Source organism: Shinella sp. GW821-FHT11G07, from assembly GCF_058808115.1.
On the sequence record NZ_JBXARJ010000004.1, the window covers coordinates 235,646 to 252,144 of the forward strand.

Here is a 16,499-nt window from a genome sequence, read left to right on the forward strand (position 1 = left end):
TCCAGACCAGCCCGGCATTCTCCTGCACCCGGCGATGCATGTTCACGAAACACGCGGCCGGGTCTTTGCATAAGAGCGGGCCCAGAGAAGCAATCCGGCCAGGCTAAAAGCCGCTCCGGTGAGGCAGACACCCGTCCAGCCGTAACGGGCATAACTCGCCGTCGAAGCAATGGCGCCAAGTGCACTGCCGGCCGAGTAGAAGACCATGTAGCCGGCGACCAGCCGGCTGTGGGCTTCGGGGCGAGTGGCGAAGATCAGGCTCTGATTGGTGACGTGCACGGCTTGCACGGCAAAATCGAGCAGCACCACGCCGATCGTGAAGACGAAAAGCGCGTGCGGCAGAAAACCGATCGCCACCCACGAGACCACGAGCAGTACCAGTGAAAAACCCGTCGTCCGCTCGGCAAGCCCACGATCCGCCAGACGCCCTGCACGGCTTGCGGCAAGGGCGCCCGCCAGCCCCGCGAGGCCGAAGAGGCCGATGGCGGTGTGAGACAGGTGAAAGGGTGCCGCGCTCAGCGGCAATACCATGGCGGTCCAGAGCGTGCTGAAGCTGGCAAAGATCAGGAAGGCCAGCCCGGCCCGAAGGCGCAGCAACGGCTCCCGCAAAAAGAGGGTGGGAACCGACTTCAGCACCGTGCCGTATCGCTCGGCACTGGCGACGGGAATGTGCCGCGGCAGACTATAGGCCAGAAGCAGTCCCATCAGTAGCATGAGGCCGGCGGAGGAAAAGTAGACGGCTCTCCACCCTCCGGCGTCAGCCAGGACACCGGCGACGAAGCGCGCCGCCAGGATGCCGATCACGACGCCGCTGGTGACCAGACCGACGGATCGGCCGCGCTCCTCCGGTCGTGCCAAGGCGGCGGTCAGCGCCACCAATACCTGAACGACGACAGCCAGCAGCCCCACCAGGACCATGCCGGCGAACAGGAAAGGCGCACCGGGCGCGCTGCCGACACCGGCCAAGGCAACGGCGGACAACAGGGCCTGCGCCACGATCAGCTTGCGCCGATCGACGAGGTCGCCGAGGGGGACGATGAAAAGCAGGCCCGCCGCGTAGCCTATCTGGGTCAGCGTCACGACGAGACCAACACGCGCGGCGTCGATGTCGAAACTCGTTGCGATCGTATCGAGCAGCGGCTGCGCATAGTAGATGTTTGCGACGCTGCTTCCGCAGGTGATGGCAAATACGACCAGCATCCAATGCGGCAGGCCGGACGCCTGCCTGCCGCCGGCGAAGTCGTGACCCGCTCCTTTTCGGCAATCTCTCTTATCCATTGTGTCCATCGTCGTTCTTGCTCCTTTTGGTCTTATAATGAGACTACTTGCGGCAAGATGCTTCCAGTTCTATTTTAGAACCAGTTTTAAGCGCGAGGTCCGGAATGAAACGCAGGAGTTTTCGTGAAGCGGAGTGCCCGGTTGCGCGGACGCTGGATGCCATCGGTGACTGGTGGTCGCTGCTGATCGTCCGTGATGCCTTCGATGGCATCCGGCGCTTCAGCGCCTTTCAGCAAAACCTCGGCATCGCCAAGGGCATGCTGAGCACGCGCCTGCGCGATCTCGTAGAGGCTGGCGTGCTAGCGCTCGCGCCGGCATCCGATGGCAGCGCCTATCAGGAATATGTGCTGACCGAGAAGGGGCGCGGCCTCTTTCTCGTCATCGTCGCCTTGCGGCAATGGGGTGAAGATCATCTCTTTCGGGCGGGCGAGCGGCGGTCCAAGCTAGTGGATGCGGCGACAAACGCGCCCGTCGACCGCCTGAAACTCCACGCGTCCGATGGGCGCGGCCTGACCTGGGCAGATACGCGTCTCGTCGACGCTGCGTCCAACGCCGCAACGGGTTCGGCTAGTCCGCAGAAATCAGCGTAACCATCGCGTCGGCCGGCTCGACCGCTTCATAGGCAAGGCCGTCGCCGTCGACGACGGTCAGGATCGCCTCGCCGCGTGCATCAGCAACGACAACGGTGCCGTCGCCGTTGCTGATCCATGTCCTGGCCGTCGAAAGACCCGGCCAGACCGTCTCGCAATCGGCATTCGCCGAGAACTGTTCACTCCGGCTCGAAATCCGGCTGCCGCGCTCGGCAAGGCAGGCGGTGTTCGCCACCACGTTGGAAATCGTATAGCTATGGCTGCCCGGCGCCTTCGCGGGAATGGAATTCGAGATCACCGGGTCGACCGAAGGTGCCTCGTGCCCGATGACGTTCCAGAGACCCAGCGACACCAGGCCCGCGGCGGCGGTTATCATCAGCGTCTTCATGGGCGTCTCCTTCGCAACGACTCGATCGGGCAAGCATGCATCCACAAACTTGCCGGAGGGTTAACGAAGGCTTTCCAGCCTCTACCCCGTTTTTCGCGTAAAGGGCGTTTCCGGCACCGGCGTCAGCGCCGCCCCACGATCAAACCAGGCAAACAGATTGTCCGCCACCAGATCGGCCATCGCATCGCGCGTCGCCACCGAAGCCGAGGCGACATGCGGCAAAAGCGAGATGTTGGGCAGGTCGAGCAGGGCCTGCGGCACATTCGGCTCGTCATAGAAGACGTCGAGGCCCGCCGCTGCGATGACCTCGTCCTTGAGGGCCGTCGCAAGCGCGTCCTCATCGACCGTCCAGCCGCGGCCGACATTGATCAACACGCCGTTCGACCCCAGCGCCCGCAGAACCTCGGCATTGATCGTCCTGTGCGTTTCCGCTGTCTTCGGTACGATGGCGATCAGGATATCGACGGCCTCCGCCAGCTCCAGCAGCGAGGGATAATAGGCATAGGACACACCGTCGCGCGGGCGGCGCGTGTGATACGCAATATCGACGCCGAACCCTTTCAGCCGTTCGGCGATTGCCATGCCGATACGCCCAAGCCCGTAAATGCCGGCCCTGCGGCCGCGCAGGCTGAGCGGCGCCAGCGGAAAGGCGCCGTCGCGCTTCCAGCGGCCATCGCGCAGCCAGGCTTCCGCCTGCGGGAAGCGGCGCACCGTGTTGAGCAGCAGGCCGATCGTGGTATCGGCGACCTCGTCGTTCAGCACGTCCGGCGTGTTGGTGACGGTGATGCCGCGCTCGGCCGCGGCGGCCGCATCCACGCCATCATAACCAACGCCGAAACTGGCAATGATCTCCAGAGCCGGCAGATGTTCGATCATCGCCGCATCGAAGCCGCCGGAAACGGCAACACCGGCAATGCTTGCCGCTTCCGAGCGCGCGAGCAGCGCCGGGTCCGCCCGGTCGATGCGCACCACGTCGAAGCTTTCCTTCAGGCGATCGAGTACCCGCTCGCGGATCGTGCCGGGCACGAGGATGCGTGTCTTGGCCGACATGGCAAAGCTCCTTCTGTCTGAAATGCCTCAGCCTTCCGGATGTGGCTTCAGCGGTCCGGTGGATTGCCGGATACGCATTTCCGGCTTGATGAGATGGATGCCATCCGGCTCGTGACTACCCGAGAGCTTGTCGAGCAGCGCGCGGGCGGCATTGCGCCCGACTTCGGACTGGCCGTTCCAGACGGTGGTGAGTGCCGGCGTCGCGATCGCCGCTTCCTCCAGGTCGTCGTAACCGGTGACCGAAACGTCGCGGCCCGGCACGAGGCCGGCGCGTGCAATGCCGTTCATCAGGCCGATCGCCACGAGGTCGTTCCAGCAGACGGCCGCCGTCGGTTTCTGCGGCAGCGAGAGGAAGTGCACCGCCGCCTCGAAACCACCCTGCTTGGTGCGGGGGCCGGGAATGCGCAGGCTCGGATCGACGTCGATATTGGCCTTGCGCAGCGCGTTGACATAACCCTGGTAACGGTCGCGACCGGTGGAGGTCTGGTCCGTGCCGCCGACCATGGCGATGGTGCGGTGGCCAAGGCCGATCAGGTGGTTGGTGGCAAGCGAAATGCCATAACTGTCGTCGCCGCGGAAGATCGGTACATCCAGCCCCTCGATCGAGCGCGCGATCAGGATCGCCGGCATGCCATTGTCCTCGGCAAGCTGGATATCCTCGGGCGGCGTGCCGATGGCCGGCGACATGATGACGCCGTCACCACCGAGCTGCAGCAATGTCTCGATGAAATTGCGCTGCTTTTCGACCGAATCGTAGTGGTTGGAAAGGATGAAGGTCTGCCGGTCCCGATCGAGTTCGCTTTCGATCGATTTCAGGATTTCCGCGTAGAACGGGTTCATGATGTCGTGCACGACGACGCCGATGATGCCCGACCGGGAGGTACGCAGGCTCGCTGCCCGGCGGTTGTAGATATAGCCGAGTGCGCGGGCCTGTTCCTTGATCTTGTCGCGGGTGGTCGCCGCGACAAGCGGACTGTCCCTCAGCGCAAGCGATACCGTCGCCGTGGAAACGCCGAGCGTCTCCGCGATGGTGGAAAGCTTGATTTTCTGTGCCACGACCCCTCCCGACGAACGCCAAGCAATGTGACGTTTAAAACCGTTTATTTAAACAGTTTAAATCTCGTCGGCAACAGGCTTTTCGCCGTTGCGGGGCAGCTCCGGCAGCGTTGCGTGCAGGTTTTCGTCCATCGCGCGCAGCAATTTCAGGAGATTGCGCACATCCTTCTCGCTCAATCCCTCTGCCGCCTGCTCCTCACTGAGCCGGCCGGCTTCGGTGATTTGCTCGACGGAGGCCTTGCCGGCCTCGGTGAGGTGGACGACGGTCAGGCGGCCATCCGTCTCGTCCGGCTGGCGCGCGACGAACCCTTGCGCCTCCAGGCGCCCGATCGTGCGCGTCATCGTCGGTGCCTTGACGCCGAGCCGGGTGGCAAGCGCGCCTGCCGTCAACCCGCCGTCTTCCGAAAGCGCCAGGATCACACCGTCCTGTCCGGCATAGAGGCCGGTGGCCAGCAGGTTGCGCGATAGCACTGTGCGCATGGACCGGGCGGCATTGACGACGGCGGCGGCAAGACCCGCACCCGAGACGTCGTCGTGCGATTTCTTCTTCTTGACCTTCTTCCCGTCCTTGCCGTCCTTGTGCTTCTTGCCCATCGATCGCCTCGTTAGAACGTGCTGCCCTTGCATCGCGGGCTCGGGCTTCATATGACTCAGTAAAGCGGCAGGCGGCAAGTGAAGATCGGAGGCCCGGAATGGCGCATCCCAAGATGCGATGGACCGACAACGATCTGGACCTGTCGCCGGAGGCGCGCGCAGGCTGGATCGCCGTATTGCCGCTTGGCGCCCATGAAGGCCATGGCCCCCACCTGCCATTCGAAACGGATACGCTGATCGCCGAGGGCATTGCCGCCCGGCTGGCTGCCGTGCTGCCCACGCATCTGCCGGTAACATTCCTGCCCGCCGAGCCCGTCGGCTATTCGCCGGAACATCTCGACGTGCCGGGTACACGCTCGCTGGGCTACGCCGAGGCCATCGAACGCTGGCTCGGCATTGCAGGGGATCTCAATCGCTTCGGCATCCGCAAGCTCGTGCTGCTCAACGCGCATGGCGGCAATTCGCCCCTGATGACGATCGTCGCGACCGAGGCGCGCATTCGCTTCGACATGCTCGTGGTGGCGACGGCCTGGACTCGTTTCGGCCAGCCGGACGGCTGGATCGCTGCGGAGGACAAGGCAATCGACATCCATGGCGGCGATATCGAGACGTCCGTGATGCTGGCGCTTCATCCGGACCTCGTCCGCATGGACAAGGCGGAGCGTTTCGGCTCTCGACAGGCGGAGTTTGCCGCCCGCTTCGCGCATCTGCGCGCCTACGGGCCGCATGCCTTCGGCTGGAAAATGTCCGACCTCAACCCGCAGGGTGTCGCCGGCGACGCCAGCGCTGCGACAGCGGAAAAAGGCGAGCGGCTGATTGCCCATGCCGTCCGCGGCCTCGTCGCCCTTCTTGAGGACGTCGCCGCATTCGATGCGGATACGCTCCGCTAACGCCATCCGGCATTTGCGCTGGCCCGTTCGATCTCCTATATCAGTCGCCAACCGGACGTCTCAGCCGTCCCTGCTACCGCTCGAGGTTCCCATGACCGAAACAGCCCTTCCCAAGCCCATTCCCGTCACCGTGCTCACCGGCTATCTCGGCGCCGGCAAGACGACGCTGCTCAACCGTATCCTCACCGGCAACCACGGCAAGAAATATGCCGTCATCGTCAACGAGTTCGGCGAGATCGGCATCGACAACGACCTGATCGTCGAGTCGGACGAAGAAATCTACGAAATGAACAACGGCTGCATCTGCTGCACCGTGCGCGGCGACCTGATCCGCGTCGTCGAAGGCTTGATGCGCCGCCCCGGCCGCTTCGACGCGATCATCGTCGAAACCACCGGCCTTGCCGATCCGGTGCCGGTCGCCCAGACCTTCTTCATGGACGACGATGTGCGCCAGAAGACCGAACTCGACGCCGTCGTCGCCCTCGTCGACGCAAAACACCTGCCGCTGCGCCTCAAGGACAGCCGCGAGGCCGAGGACCAGATCGCCTTCGCCGACGTTGTGCTGATCAACAAGACCGACCTCGTTAGCCCGGAAGAGCTGGCGCGGATCGAGGCAACGGTGCGCGTGATCAACCCGTCCGCCCGCATCCACCGCACCACCCGTTCGGAAATCGACCTCACCAAGGTTCTGGATCAGGGTGCGTTCAACCTGGAGCGTGCGCTCGAAAACGATCCGCACTTCCTCGACCATGACCACCCGGACCATGCCTGCGGCCCGGATTGCGGCCATGACCATCATCATCACCACGACCATGATCATGCGCACCATGATCACGATCATCACCACCACGATCATGACCACCATCACCATGACCACGGCGTCTCGCCGATCCATGACGTGACGGTGCAGTCGATCTCGCTGCGCGGTGGCGAGATGAACCCGGACCGCTTCTTCCCGTGGATCCAGAAGATCACCCAGACCGACGGCCCGAACATCCTGCGCCTCAAGGGCATTATCGCCTTTGCCGGCGATGATGAGCGGTATGTCGTGCAGGGCGTGCACATGATCGTCGAGGGCGACCACCAGCGCGCCTGGAAGGATGGCGAGAAGCGCGAAAGCCGCCTCGTCTTCATCGGCCGCGACCTCGACCGCGAGAAGATCGAACGCACCTTCAAGGCCTGCGAGGCAGCCCAAGCATGACGCCGAAAAGTGTGAAGCGGTTTATGGACACCGTCATGTGGACGAAAGACACCTACTGATGCCGACAGTCGCGCCTCTTGATCTCGACGGCCACATTGTTGCGGCCGCCTTCCTCGGCGACGTGCCGTTCTTCGCCTCCGCCTCCGGCGCCATCCATCGCCTCGACCATGGCCAAAAGGTCACCGAGGCGCATGACGGCCTGCTCGCCTGTGTGCGTGATGACGCGAACGACACGCTGATCACCGGTGGCGAGGACGGCAAGGTGCAGCGCATCGCTGCCGATGGCACGGTGACGCTGCTTGCCGAAGTGCCGCGCAAGTGGATTTCCATCGTTGCCGCCGGGCCGCAGGGTGCCGTCGGTTTCGCGGAAGGTCGCACGGCGCGGGTGCGGCTTGCGGACGGCACGATCAAGGAGTTCGTCGAGACACGGTCCGTCGAAGGCGTTGCCTTCGCGCCGAAAGGACTTCGCATCGGCCTGGCGCGCTACAACGGCGCGTCGCTGCATTGGGTAGCCATGGCGGCCCAGCCGGTCGATCTCGAATGGAAGGGCGCCCATACCGGTGTCACTTTCTCGCCCGATGGCCGTTTCGTCGTCACCAGCATGCAGGAAAACGCCCTGCATGGCTGGAAGCTCGATAGTAAACCGGGTGGCGACACCCGTCACATGCGCATGACCGGTTACCCCACCAAGGTGAAGTCGCTCTCCTGGTCCGCCAAGGGCAAGTGGCTCGCCTCCTCGGGTGCACCCGCCGCCATTGTCTGGCCTTTCTCGGCCAAGGACGGCCCGATGGGCAAGCCGCCGCTGGAACTCGGTACCCGCGCCGACGTCATGGTCACGGCCGTCGCCTGCCACCCGGCGGAAGAGGTCGTCGCCATCGGCTACTCCGACGGCATGGTGCTCGCCGCCCGGTTCGCCGACAGCCGTGAAGTGCTGCTGCGCCGTCCCGGCAAGGGTGCCGTTACCTCCATGGCCTGGAGCAAGAACGGAAAACTGCTTGCCTTCGCCAGCGAGGCTGGTGATTGTGGCGTCATCGACCTCGCCGGATAGGAGATCGGCCATGGCGCCCCAGGCGAGCCTGCATGTATTGCCTGTCGCCAATCGCCCGGACGGAGCGATCTGGGCGCAGATGCGCGCCTCCGCCGAGATTATCGGCAATCGCCAGCCCCATCTGGCCGAGCTTCTCCTTCCCGTCCGCAAGGCCTCGACCGGTCGGCAGATGCTGATCGGCACGCTCGCCGCCCGGCTTGCCCATTCGGCCGGCGACCGGGCACTTGCAGTGCAGATTCTCGCCTCCGTCGAAGACGGGGAACTGCTCGCCGAGACGGAAGCCGATCTCATTGCCATCACGACACGCGATCCGGCCAATCCCGATCCGCTTGCCGCGCTCCTCAACCTCAAGGGTTTTCAGGCTCTTCAGGTCCATCGCTTCGCCCACCGCCTGTGGTGCGACGGCCGGATAGAGGGCGCGCGCTGGCTTTCCTCGCAAGCGTCGCTGGTCTTCGGTGTGGACATCCACCCCGCCGCACGCCTCGGCCGCGGCATCATGCTCGACCATGGCTCGGGCATCGTGATCGGCGAAACGGCGGTGGTCGAGGATGACGTTTCGATGTTGCAGCAGGTGACGCTCGGCGGCACGGGCCGCGACAAGGGCGACCGGCATCCGAAGGTGCGCCGCGGGGTGCTCATCGGCGCCGGCGCGCAAATCCTGGGAAATATCGAGATCGGTGCCTATAGCAAGGTCGCGGCGGGCAGCGTGGTGCTGGAAAACGTTCCGCCGCACACCACGGTCGCCGGTGTTCCGGCAAAGATCGTCAGGCAGCATCCTGCGCACGAAGTGCCGGCGGCAACGATGGACCAGCGGATCGATTGAGCGCCGCGGAGCAGGTTCCAGCGGTATCGGGCTCGTCGATCACCCGTTCTTGATGCTGGAAGAGGCCGCATCATCAAAACGCGTTGTACGGAACTCAGAGCCAGGCAAAGGTCGGGAGCCGCGGCCTTGTCGGCATGCGGAATGATGATCACCCTAAACGCGAGAATGCGGGAGCACACCGCAGCGGCATAAAAACGTTATGCCGCCGCTTTTCCGTTTGGTCGATGGGCGGTAGCGATCAGGCCGGCTTGGCGGTGTTGACCGCGCCGCGGGTGCGGGCGAGGCCAGCCTTGGCCGGCGCGTAGTTCGGATCGAGCTTGAGGGCGTGTGAATAGGACTTGGCGGCGCGCGCCATCTCGCCGCGACGCTCATAGATCAGCGCCTGGTTCGCCCAGGATTCGGCCAGCTTGCCGTCGAGGTTGATCGCCGTGTTGAAATCCGAGAACGCATTGTCGTCGTCGCCCTGCGCGGCATAGGAAATGCCGCGGCCGTTATAGGGTTCGGCCGAGTTCGGCGAGAGCGAGATGGCCTTCGAGAAGTCGTCGATCGCCTTGTCGTGCTGGCGGCGGACCTGATAGATCAGGCCGCGATTGTGATAGGCGCGCGGATCGGTCGTATCGAGCTGGATCGCCTTGTTGAAATCGCCGAACGCGTCGTCGAGGCGGCCGGCCTGCCGGTAGAGGTTGCCGCGGCCGATATAGGCGACGTCATAATTGGGGTTGAGCTGCAGCGCCGTGTTGTAGTCGGCTGCCGCCTGCGCCGTGTCGCCCGTGCTGCGCTCGACGAGCGCGCGGTTCGCATAGGCCTGGTAGAGGCGCGGGTTGAGCTCGATTGCACGGTTGAAGTCATCGATGGCACGACGATGCTGACCGGCACGGCCATAGGCCGAACCGCGCACGTTGTAGGCTCCGGCATCCTGCGGATTGGCGGCAATGACGGCCGACAGCGAGGAGATGTTCTCTTCCGAGCCCTGCGCGCGCTCGACCTTCAGCACGTCCGTGGACGTTGCGGTCGACTGGCAGCCGGTGAGCAGCAAGGCGAGGGACGTGGCGGCGACAGCGGCCATCAGGGGGCGGCGCAAGCGGGCGGCCGAGGAGGAGAAACGGTCGATCGGGAACCCGGTAGATGCAGCCATGTCCAAGTGCGAATCCTCAAAGTGGGCTTCTGTCGCGCCTCATGCGCGAAGAAATACGCTACGGCCTTCACAGCGTGACGCGTCATCTATGACACGTTAAGGACGCCGCGGTCCTTTAATTGTTGCTGGTTACCTTTGAAATCGGCGTCGATTGCAGAGGTAACCAGCGGGCAATTCGGGGCAAAGACGCGTAGCTGATACGCCCGAAATCGCACGGGAAGTCTTTCACAATGGTGAAAAAATTCCGATCACGTCAAAAAAGGCGGCGGCGATATGTTCGCCCCCGCCCGGTCTTGCATTCGAAAACGTCGAAATGACGGCCGATTAACGGGCGCCCGGACGAGCAGTGACGCCGCCAGCTTCGCGCTGTGCGCGCTTGCGGGCCAGCTTGCGAACGCGGCGAACGGCTTCGGCCTTTTCGCGCGCACGCTTCTGCGACGGCTTCTCATAGAAGTCGCGCATCTTCATTTCACGAAAAATACCTTCGCGCTGCATCTTCTTCTTGAGAGCGCGGAGAGCCTGATCAACGTTGTTGTCGCGGACTAGTACCTGCACGAGAATCCCGTTCCTTCGGTTGGTTGTAAGCCCGGCGATCAGAGTCCGTCAGGCAAATAGATTGCGTTCGCGCAGCCCGCTGGGCCGGCAATTGGTGGGTCGGATACCAGATCGTCGCGGAGAAGTCCAGCCTCGACCTCGCCGATGTTAAGGATATTTGTGCCAGGCCCCTGCAAAACCGTCGCAGCAGCCTCAATGTGGGTCATGTCGCATGTGGTACAAGGTGCGCCTGATTGCGTCGCAAAGAATACGTTGTCCGGCGCCAGGATTTGCTTTCTATCGAGGCAGGAAACAAGCCGGCCAATGCTGGCGAGACGTTGAGGACTTGGGATGCGCAAATATTCGGTTTTCGCCGTCGCCCGCGAGGCGCTGCGCGGCCACAAGGGGTGGGAGGCACAGTGGACCTCGCCCGAGCCGCGCAAGGAATACGATGTGATCATCATCGGCGGGGGCGGCCACGGGCTGGGCGCTGCCTATTACCTTGCCAAGGAGCACGGCATCACCAATGTCGCGGTGATCGAGAAGGGCTGGCTCGGCGGCGGCAATACCGGCCGCAACACGACGATCATCCGCTCGAACTATCTCTATGACGAGAGCATGGACATCTACGAGCATTCGCTGAAGCTCTGGGAGGGGCTCAGCCAGGACCTCAACTACAATGTCATGTACTCGCCGCGCGGCGTGATGATGCTGTCGCACAATGTGCACGACAAGCAGTCCTTTGGCCGTCACATCCATGCCAATCGTCTGCACGGCATCGACAATGAATGGCTGACGCCGCAGCAGGCGAAGGAATTCTGCCCGCCGCTCGATATCTCCGCGACGGCCCGCTACCCGATCAACGGTGCGGCCCTCCAGCGTCGCGGCGGCACCGCCCGCCACGACGCCGTTGCCTGGGGCTATGCGCGTGCTGCGTCGGATCGCGGCGTGCATGTCATCCAGAACTGCGAGGTCAAGGGCATTCGCCGCGGGCCGGACGGCGCGGTGACGGGTGTGGAAACCTCGAAGGGTTTCATTGGCGCCAAGAAGATTGCCGTGTCGGCTTCCGGCCACAACTCGGTCATCCTGTCGATGGCCGATGTCAAGCTGCCGCTGCATTCCGTGCCGCTGCAGGCATTGGTATCCGAGCCGATGAAGCCGATCTTCCCCTGCGTTGTCATGTCCAACTCGGTGCACGCCTATATCTCGCAGTCGGACAAGGGCGAACTCGTCATCGGCGCGGGCACGGACCAGTACAATTCGTATTCCCAGACGGGCGGTCTGCAGATCATCACGCATACGCTGGACGCAATCTGCGAGCTCTTCCCGATGTTCCGCCGCGTCAAGATGATGCGCCAGTGGGGCGGCATCACCGACAACACGCCGGACCGTTCGGCGATCCAGGGCGTGACGCCGGTTCCGAACCTCTTCGTCAATTGCGGCTGGGGCACCGGCGGCTTCAAGGCGACGCCGGGTTCGGCGCATCTCTTCGCGCATCTCATTGCGAAGGGCGAGCCGCACAAGCTGGCGTCCGGGCTGACGCTCGACCGCTTCCGCACCGGTCGCCTCATCGACGAGGCAGCGGCGGCGGCGGTGGCCCATTGATGCATGGCGTGCTCGTTGCCGGGTTGCTGATGACCGCTGGTGTGGTTCCGGTGAGTTCGATCATTCCTGAACCCGATGATTTCCGGTTTCAGACGATCCACAAGGCGGCGGGCGAGCAGAATTGGCCCTTTATCGCTGAGAGCGGGATGCTGGGATGCGCAAAAATGCTCGGGGAGCGGTTGGTCTACTTCATCCCGGGCGAAGACGTGGAGCGCGCCTATCATATCGACATCAACCTCTTTGCGATGAGCATGGCCAATATCGGAATAACGGACGTGCTGGCCCCCTATGACAACACGGCGCAACTGCTTCATCGGATTGTGCCTTTCGTCACCATGGGCCAACGACTTTGCGACCAGGAACCGGGCACGCACGTGACGGAACCAGAGCTTTAAACAGGTAGGAACCAATGCTGCTGATCTACTGCCCCTACTGCGAGGAAGAGCGCTCGGAGCTCGAATTCCGCCACGGTGGCGACGCGCACATCGCCCGGCCGACCAACATGGCCGACATCACCGACGAGGAGTTCCAGGAATTCTTCTTCCTGCGCGACAACCCGAAGGGCCTGATCTTCGAACGCTGGCGCCATATCCATGGCTGCGGTCGCTTCTTCAATGCGGCACGCGACACGGTGAGCGACAAATTCGTCATGAGCTACAAGGCCGGCGAGCCGAAGCCCGATCTTTCCGGCGCCGCGCCCGCCACGGAAAAAGCCCCCGCTGAAAAAGTGGGCGAAAACTATGAAGCCACGGAAGGAACCGCGCAATGAGCGGTGCTAATCGTATTGCCGGCCAGGGCCGCCTGACGCCCGCCAAGACGGCGCGTTTCACCTTCGACGGAAAGACCTATCAGGCGCTGGAGGGCGATACCGTCGCCTCCGCGCTGCTTGCCAACGGCGTGCACCTCGTTGGCCGGTCGTTCAAGTATCACCGCCCGCGCGGCATTCTTTCGGCCGGTCCGGAAGAGCCGAATGCGCTGATCGACGTGTCGCGCGACGCTGCCCGCCGCCAGCCGAACGTGCGCGCGCCGGTGCAGGAAGTCTTCGACGGCATGAAGGTGGAATCGCAGAACCGCTGGCCGTCGCTGTCGTTCGATATCGGCGGCGTCAACAACCTGATGTCGCCGTTCTTCGCCGCCGGCTTCTACTACAAGACTTTCATGTGGCCGAAGGCCGCCTGGGAGAAGGTCTACGAGCCCTTTATCCGCAAGGCCGCCGGCCTCGGCGTCGCGCCGACCGAAGAAGATCCTGATCACTACGCCAACCGTTATGCCTATTGCGATGTTCTGGTCGCCGGCGGTGGTGTTGCCGGCCTTTCCGCAGCGCTTGCCGCCGCGGAAGCCGGTGCCCGCGTCATCCTCGTCGACGAGCAGCCGGAAGTCGGCGGTGCGCTGCACTACGACACCTCCGTCACCATCGACGGCAAGAGCGGTTACGAATGGGCGCAGGCGACGGCCGCCAAGCTGAAGGCGATGGAGAACGTCACCGTTCTCACCCGCACGACGGCCTTCGGCTACTACAACCACAATTTCGTCGGCCTCGTCGAACGTGTGACGGATCATCTCCCGCGCCCGGACAAGAAGCTGCCGCGCGAACGGCTCTGGCAGGTCCGCGCCAAGCGCGTGATTATCGCCACGGGCTCGATCGAGCGCCACATGGTGTTCGCCAACAATGACCGTCCGGGCATCATGCTCGCGTCGGCGGCGCGCACCTATCTCAACCATTTCGGCGTCGCCGTCGGCCGCAAGATTGGCGTCTATACGGCAAGCGACTCGGCCTATGAAGCCGCGTTCGATCTCAAGCGGGCGGGCGTTACCATCGCCGCCATCGTCGATAACCGCGAAAAGCCGGGCGATGCCGTCCTGACGGAAGCCCGCAAGCTCGGCATCGAAGTGCTCACCGGGCATTCGGTCGTCGACACCAAGGGCAAGCTGCGCGTCTCATCCATCTCGGTCGCCCGCAATGGCGGCGGTTCGGCCCGCGCGATCCCGGTCGATGCGCTCCTGATGTCGGCCGGCTGGACGCCGTCCGTGCATCTGTTCTCGCAGTCACGCGGCAAGGTCGCCTATGACGCGGCCTCCGGCCGCTTCCTGCCGGGCACGTATGCGCAGGACTGCCTTTCCGTCGGTTCGTGCAACGGCACGGACGGCCTTCAGGCGACGATCGAGGAATCGCTGGCTGCCGGCGAGCTGATGGCCCGCGCCACCGGCAACGAAGGCGGCAGCAAGGTCGAGCTTCGCGGTGAAAATGCCTTTGAGTGGACCGGCGGCATGGCAGGTAGCGCCGAGGGTGCTGGCGTCGATACGACGGTGAAGGCCTTCGTCGACTTCCAGAACGACGTCTGCGCCAAGGATATCCGCCTTGCCGTGCGCGAAGGCATGCACTCGATCGAGCATATCAAGCGCTTCACCACCAACGGCATGGCGACCGATCAGGGCAAACTGTCCAACATCCATGGCCTTGCCATTGCCTCCGAAGTGCTGAACCGCGAAATCCCGAAGATCGGCCTCACCACCTTCCGCGCGCCCTATACGCCGGTGACCTTCGGTGCGCTGATCAGCCATTCGCGCGGCGACCTGTTCGATCCGGCGCGCAAGACGCCGATGCATGCCTGGGAGGAGGCGCACGGCGCCGTCTTCGAGGATGTCGGCAACTGGAAGCGCGCCTGGTACTATCCGCGTTCCGGCGAAACCATGCACGATGCGGTCAACCGCGAGTGCCGTACGGTGCGTAACGCCGCCGGCCTGTTCGATGCCTCGACGCTCGGCAAGATCGAGGTGGTCGGCCCGGATGCGGCCGAATTCCTCAACCTGATGTACACCAACGCCTGGGACACGCTGAAGCCCGGCCGCTGCCGCTATGGCATCATGCTGCGCGAAGACGGTTTCGTCTATGACGACGGCGTCGTCGGGCGCCTCGCCGAAGATCGCTTCCACGTCACCACCACGACGGGCGGTGCGCCGCGCGTCATGAACCACATGGAAGACTATCTCCAGACGGAATTCCCGCATCTCAAGGTGTGGCTGACCTCGACCACGGAACAGTGGGCGGTCATTGCCGTGCAGGGCCCGAAGGCACGCGAAATCCTCGCGCCGCTCGTCGAAGGCATCGACATGGCGAATGAGGCCTTCCCGCATATGAGCGTGCGTGAAGGCAAGATCTGCGGCGTGCCGACAAGGCTCTTCCGCATGTCGTTCACGGGTGAGGCGGGCTTCGAAGTCAACGTGCCGGCCGATTATGGCCAGGCCGTCTGGGAAGCCATCTGGGCGCGTGCCGAACCGCTCGGCGCCTGCGCCTACGGCACCGAGACCATGCACGTCCTGCGCGCCGAAAAGGGCTACATCATTGTCGGCCAGGATACGGACGGTACCGTCACGCCGCACGATGCCAGCCTCAGCTGGGCGGTCTCCAAGAAGAAGACCGACTTCGTCGGCATTCGCGGCCTGAAGCGGCCCGACCTCGTCAAGGAAGGCCGCAAGCAGCTCGTCGGCCTGTTGACCAAGGATCCGACCGTGGTTCTGGAGGAGGGCGCGCAGATCGTCGCCGATCCGAACCAGCCGAAGCCGATGACCATGCTCGGCCATGTGACATCGTCCTACTGGTCGGAGAACTGCGGCCGCTCGATTGCCATGGCACTCGTCGCCGGTGGCCAGGCCCGTTTGGGCCAGACGCTCTACGTGCCGATGCCCGACCGCACCATCGCGGTCGAAGTCAGCGACATGGTCTTTGTCGACAAGGAAGGAGGACGCCTCAATGGCTGATCAAGCTCTCCGCAAGGCGCCGCTCGCCGGCCGTCATGGTGGTTCCGCCGGCGCGCGCGTCACGCCCGCCGCCCCCGCAACCCGCCTGTCGCTGCGTGCCGGCACCGACGCCATCGGCACGCTGTCGCTGGCCTTCGGCCTTGAACTGCCGCAGCGGCCCAAAACTTCGGCATCGGTCAGTGGCCGCCGCGCGCTCTGGCTCGGTCCGGACGAGTGGCTGCTGATCGACGAGAACGGCGCCGACCTGATGGCGATCGCCTCCGGCGTTTCGGCGCTGCATTCGGCCACGGACGTTTCCCACCGCAACACGGCGATCCTCGTTTCCGGCCCGGATGCGGCCGGTGCGATTGCCAGCAGCTGCCCGCTCGATCTCGGCAGGACGATCTTCCCGGTCGGTGCCGCCGCCCGCACGGTGCTCGGCAAGATCGAGATCGTGCTCCTGCGCACGGGCGAAGAGGATTATCGCGTGGAATGCTGGCGTTCGTTCTCGTCCTACGCCTTCGGCATTCTTGCCGAGGGTGCGGAAGACGCCGGGCTCTGATCCAGGA

General features: G+C 64.0%; 17 protein-coding genes. 10 read left to right on the forward strand and 7 right to left on the reverse strand.

The genetic code is table 11. The features are described from left to right. Window positions 1-42: 42 nt before the first annotated feature. Complete coding sequence (locus tag AC1RT2_RS10130; protein ID WP_493101589.1) at window positions 43-1,278, reverse strand: MFS transporter; 1,236 nt, start codon at window positions 1,276-1,278, stop codon at window positions 43-45. A gap of 104 nt (window positions 1,279-1,382) precedes the next feature. Between AC1RT2_RS10130 and AC1RT2_RS10135 the strand changes: the two genes are divergently transcribed. Further along, window positions 1,383-1,868 carry a winged helix-turn-helix transcriptional regulator gene (locus AC1RT2_RS10135; protein ID WP_493101591.1) on the forward strand — a complete coding sequence of 162 codons (486 nt, stop codon included), beginning with the start codon at window positions 1,383-1,385 and terminating at the stop codon, window positions 1,866-1,868. On the opposite strand, the gene AC1RT2_RS10140 is transcribed toward AC1RT2_RS10135, so the two are convergent. The 4 genes from AC1RT2_RS10140 to AC1RT2_RS10155 form a co-directional block, all read right to left on the reverse strand. Then, window positions 1,846-2,256 carry a hypothetical protein gene (locus tag AC1RT2_RS10140; RefSeq protein WP_493101593.1) on the reverse strand — a complete coding sequence of 137 codons (411 nt, stop codon included), beginning with the start codon at window positions 2,254-2,256 and terminating at the stop codon, window positions 1,846-1,848. The genes AC1RT2_RS10135 and AC1RT2_RS10140 overlap by 23 nt on opposite strands. 81 nt (window positions 2,257-2,337) lie before the next feature. Beyond that, window positions 2,338-3,306, reverse strand: coding sequence for a 2-hydroxyacid dehydrogenase (locus AC1RT2_RS10145; RefSeq protein WP_493101595.1), 969 nt, complete (start codon window positions 3,304-3,306; stop codon window positions 2,338-2,340). A 27-nt stretch (window positions 3,307-3,333) separates the two neighbouring features. Next, a complete protein-coding gene (locus AC1RT2_RS10150) occupies window positions 3,334-4,362 on the reverse strand; it encodes a LacI family DNA-binding transcriptional regulator (RefSeq protein WP_069061111.1) in 1,029 nt (342 codons plus the stop codon). A gap of 57 nt (window positions 4,363-4,419) precedes the next feature. Next, entirely contained in the window at window positions 4,420-4,956 is a 537-nt protein-coding gene (locus AC1RT2_RS10155; RefSeq protein ID WP_493101597.1) for a MarR family winged helix-turn-helix transcriptional regulator, read from the reverse strand. Between the two features lie 98 nt (window positions 4,957-5,054). On the opposite strand from AC1RT2_RS10155, the gene AC1RT2_RS10160 reads away from it, so the two are divergent. The 4 genes from AC1RT2_RS10160 (at window position 5,055) to cysE (ending at window position 8,918) form a co-directional block, all read left to right on the forward strand. Then, entirely contained in the window at window positions 5,055-5,846 is a 792-nt protein-coding gene (locus tag AC1RT2_RS10160; RefSeq protein ID WP_493101599.1) for a creatininase family protein, read from the forward strand. A gap of 91 nt (window positions 5,847-5,937) precedes the next feature. Further along, window positions 5,938-7,047, forward strand: a complete 1,110-nt coding sequence (locus AC1RT2_RS10165; RefSeq protein ID WP_493101601.1) for a CobW family GTP-binding protein — start codon at window positions 5,938-5,940, stop codon at window positions 7,045-7,047. Window positions 7,048-7,105: 58 nt separating this feature from the next. Further along, window positions 7,106-8,095 carry a WD40 repeat domain-containing protein gene (locus AC1RT2_RS10170; RefSeq protein WP_493101603.1) on the forward strand — a complete coding sequence of 330 codons (990 nt, stop codon included), beginning with the start codon at window positions 7,106-7,108 and terminating at the stop codon, window positions 8,093-8,095. A gap of 10 nt (window positions 8,096-8,105) precedes the next feature. Next, window positions 8,106-8,918: a serine O-acetyltransferase gene (cysE, locus tag AC1RT2_RS10175; protein WP_493101605.1), complete on the forward strand. Its 813-nt coding sequence runs from the start codon at window positions 8,106-8,108 to the stop codon at window positions 8,916-8,918. 238 nt (window positions 8,919-9,156) lie between these two features. Here cysE and AC1RT2_RS10180 read toward each other — a convergent pair whose 3' ends face one another. Continuing rightward, complete coding sequence (locus tag AC1RT2_RS10180; protein ID WP_069061117.1) at window positions 9,157-10,053, reverse strand: tetratricopeptide repeat protein; 897 nt, start codon at window positions 10,051-10,053, stop codon at window positions 9,157-9,159. 324 nt (window positions 10,054-10,377) lie between these two features. After that, window positions 10,378-10,608, reverse strand: coding sequence for a 30S ribosomal protein S21 (rpsU, locus tag AC1RT2_RS10185; RefSeq protein ID WP_069061118.1), 231 nt, complete (start codon window positions 10,606-10,608; stop codon window positions 10,378-10,380). A gap of 330 nt (window positions 10,609-10,938) precedes the next feature. Between rpsU and AC1RT2_RS10190 the strand changes: the two genes are divergently transcribed. The 5 genes from AC1RT2_RS10190 to AC1RT2_RS10210 are packed head-to-tail and all read left to right on the forward strand — an operon-like array spanning window position 10,939 to window position 16,492. Next, window positions 10,939-12,192 carry a sarcosine oxidase subunit beta family protein gene (locus AC1RT2_RS10190; protein WP_069061119.1) on the forward strand — a complete coding sequence of 418 codons (1,254 nt, stop codon included), beginning with the start codon at window positions 10,939-10,941 and terminating at the stop codon, window positions 12,190-12,192. After that, entirely contained in the window at window positions 12,192-12,587 is a 396-nt protein-coding gene (locus AC1RT2_RS10195; protein ID WP_069061120.1) for a hypothetical protein, read from the forward strand. Before AC1RT2_RS10190 ends, AC1RT2_RS10195 begins: the two co-directional genes overlap by 1 nt. 14 nt (window positions 12,588-12,601) lie before the next feature. Further along, window positions 12,602-12,961 carry a sarcosine oxidase subunit delta gene (locus AC1RT2_RS10200; protein ID WP_493101609.1) on the forward strand — a complete coding sequence of 120 codons (360 nt, stop codon included), beginning with the start codon at window positions 12,602-12,604 and terminating at the stop codon, window positions 12,959-12,961. Then, entirely contained in the window at window positions 12,958-15,951 is a 2,994-nt protein-coding gene (locus AC1RT2_RS10205; RefSeq protein ID WP_493101611.1) for a sarcosine oxidase subunit alpha, read from the forward strand. Before AC1RT2_RS10200 ends, AC1RT2_RS10205 begins: the two co-directional genes overlap by 4 nt. Then, window positions 15,944-16,492: a sarcosine oxidase subunit gamma gene (locus AC1RT2_RS10210; protein WP_493101613.1), complete on the forward strand. Its 549-nt coding sequence runs from the start codon at window positions 15,944-15,946 to the stop codon at window positions 16,490-16,492. Before AC1RT2_RS10205 ends, AC1RT2_RS10210 begins: the two co-directional genes overlap by 8 nt. Window positions 16,493-16,499: the final 7 nt, after the last annotated feature.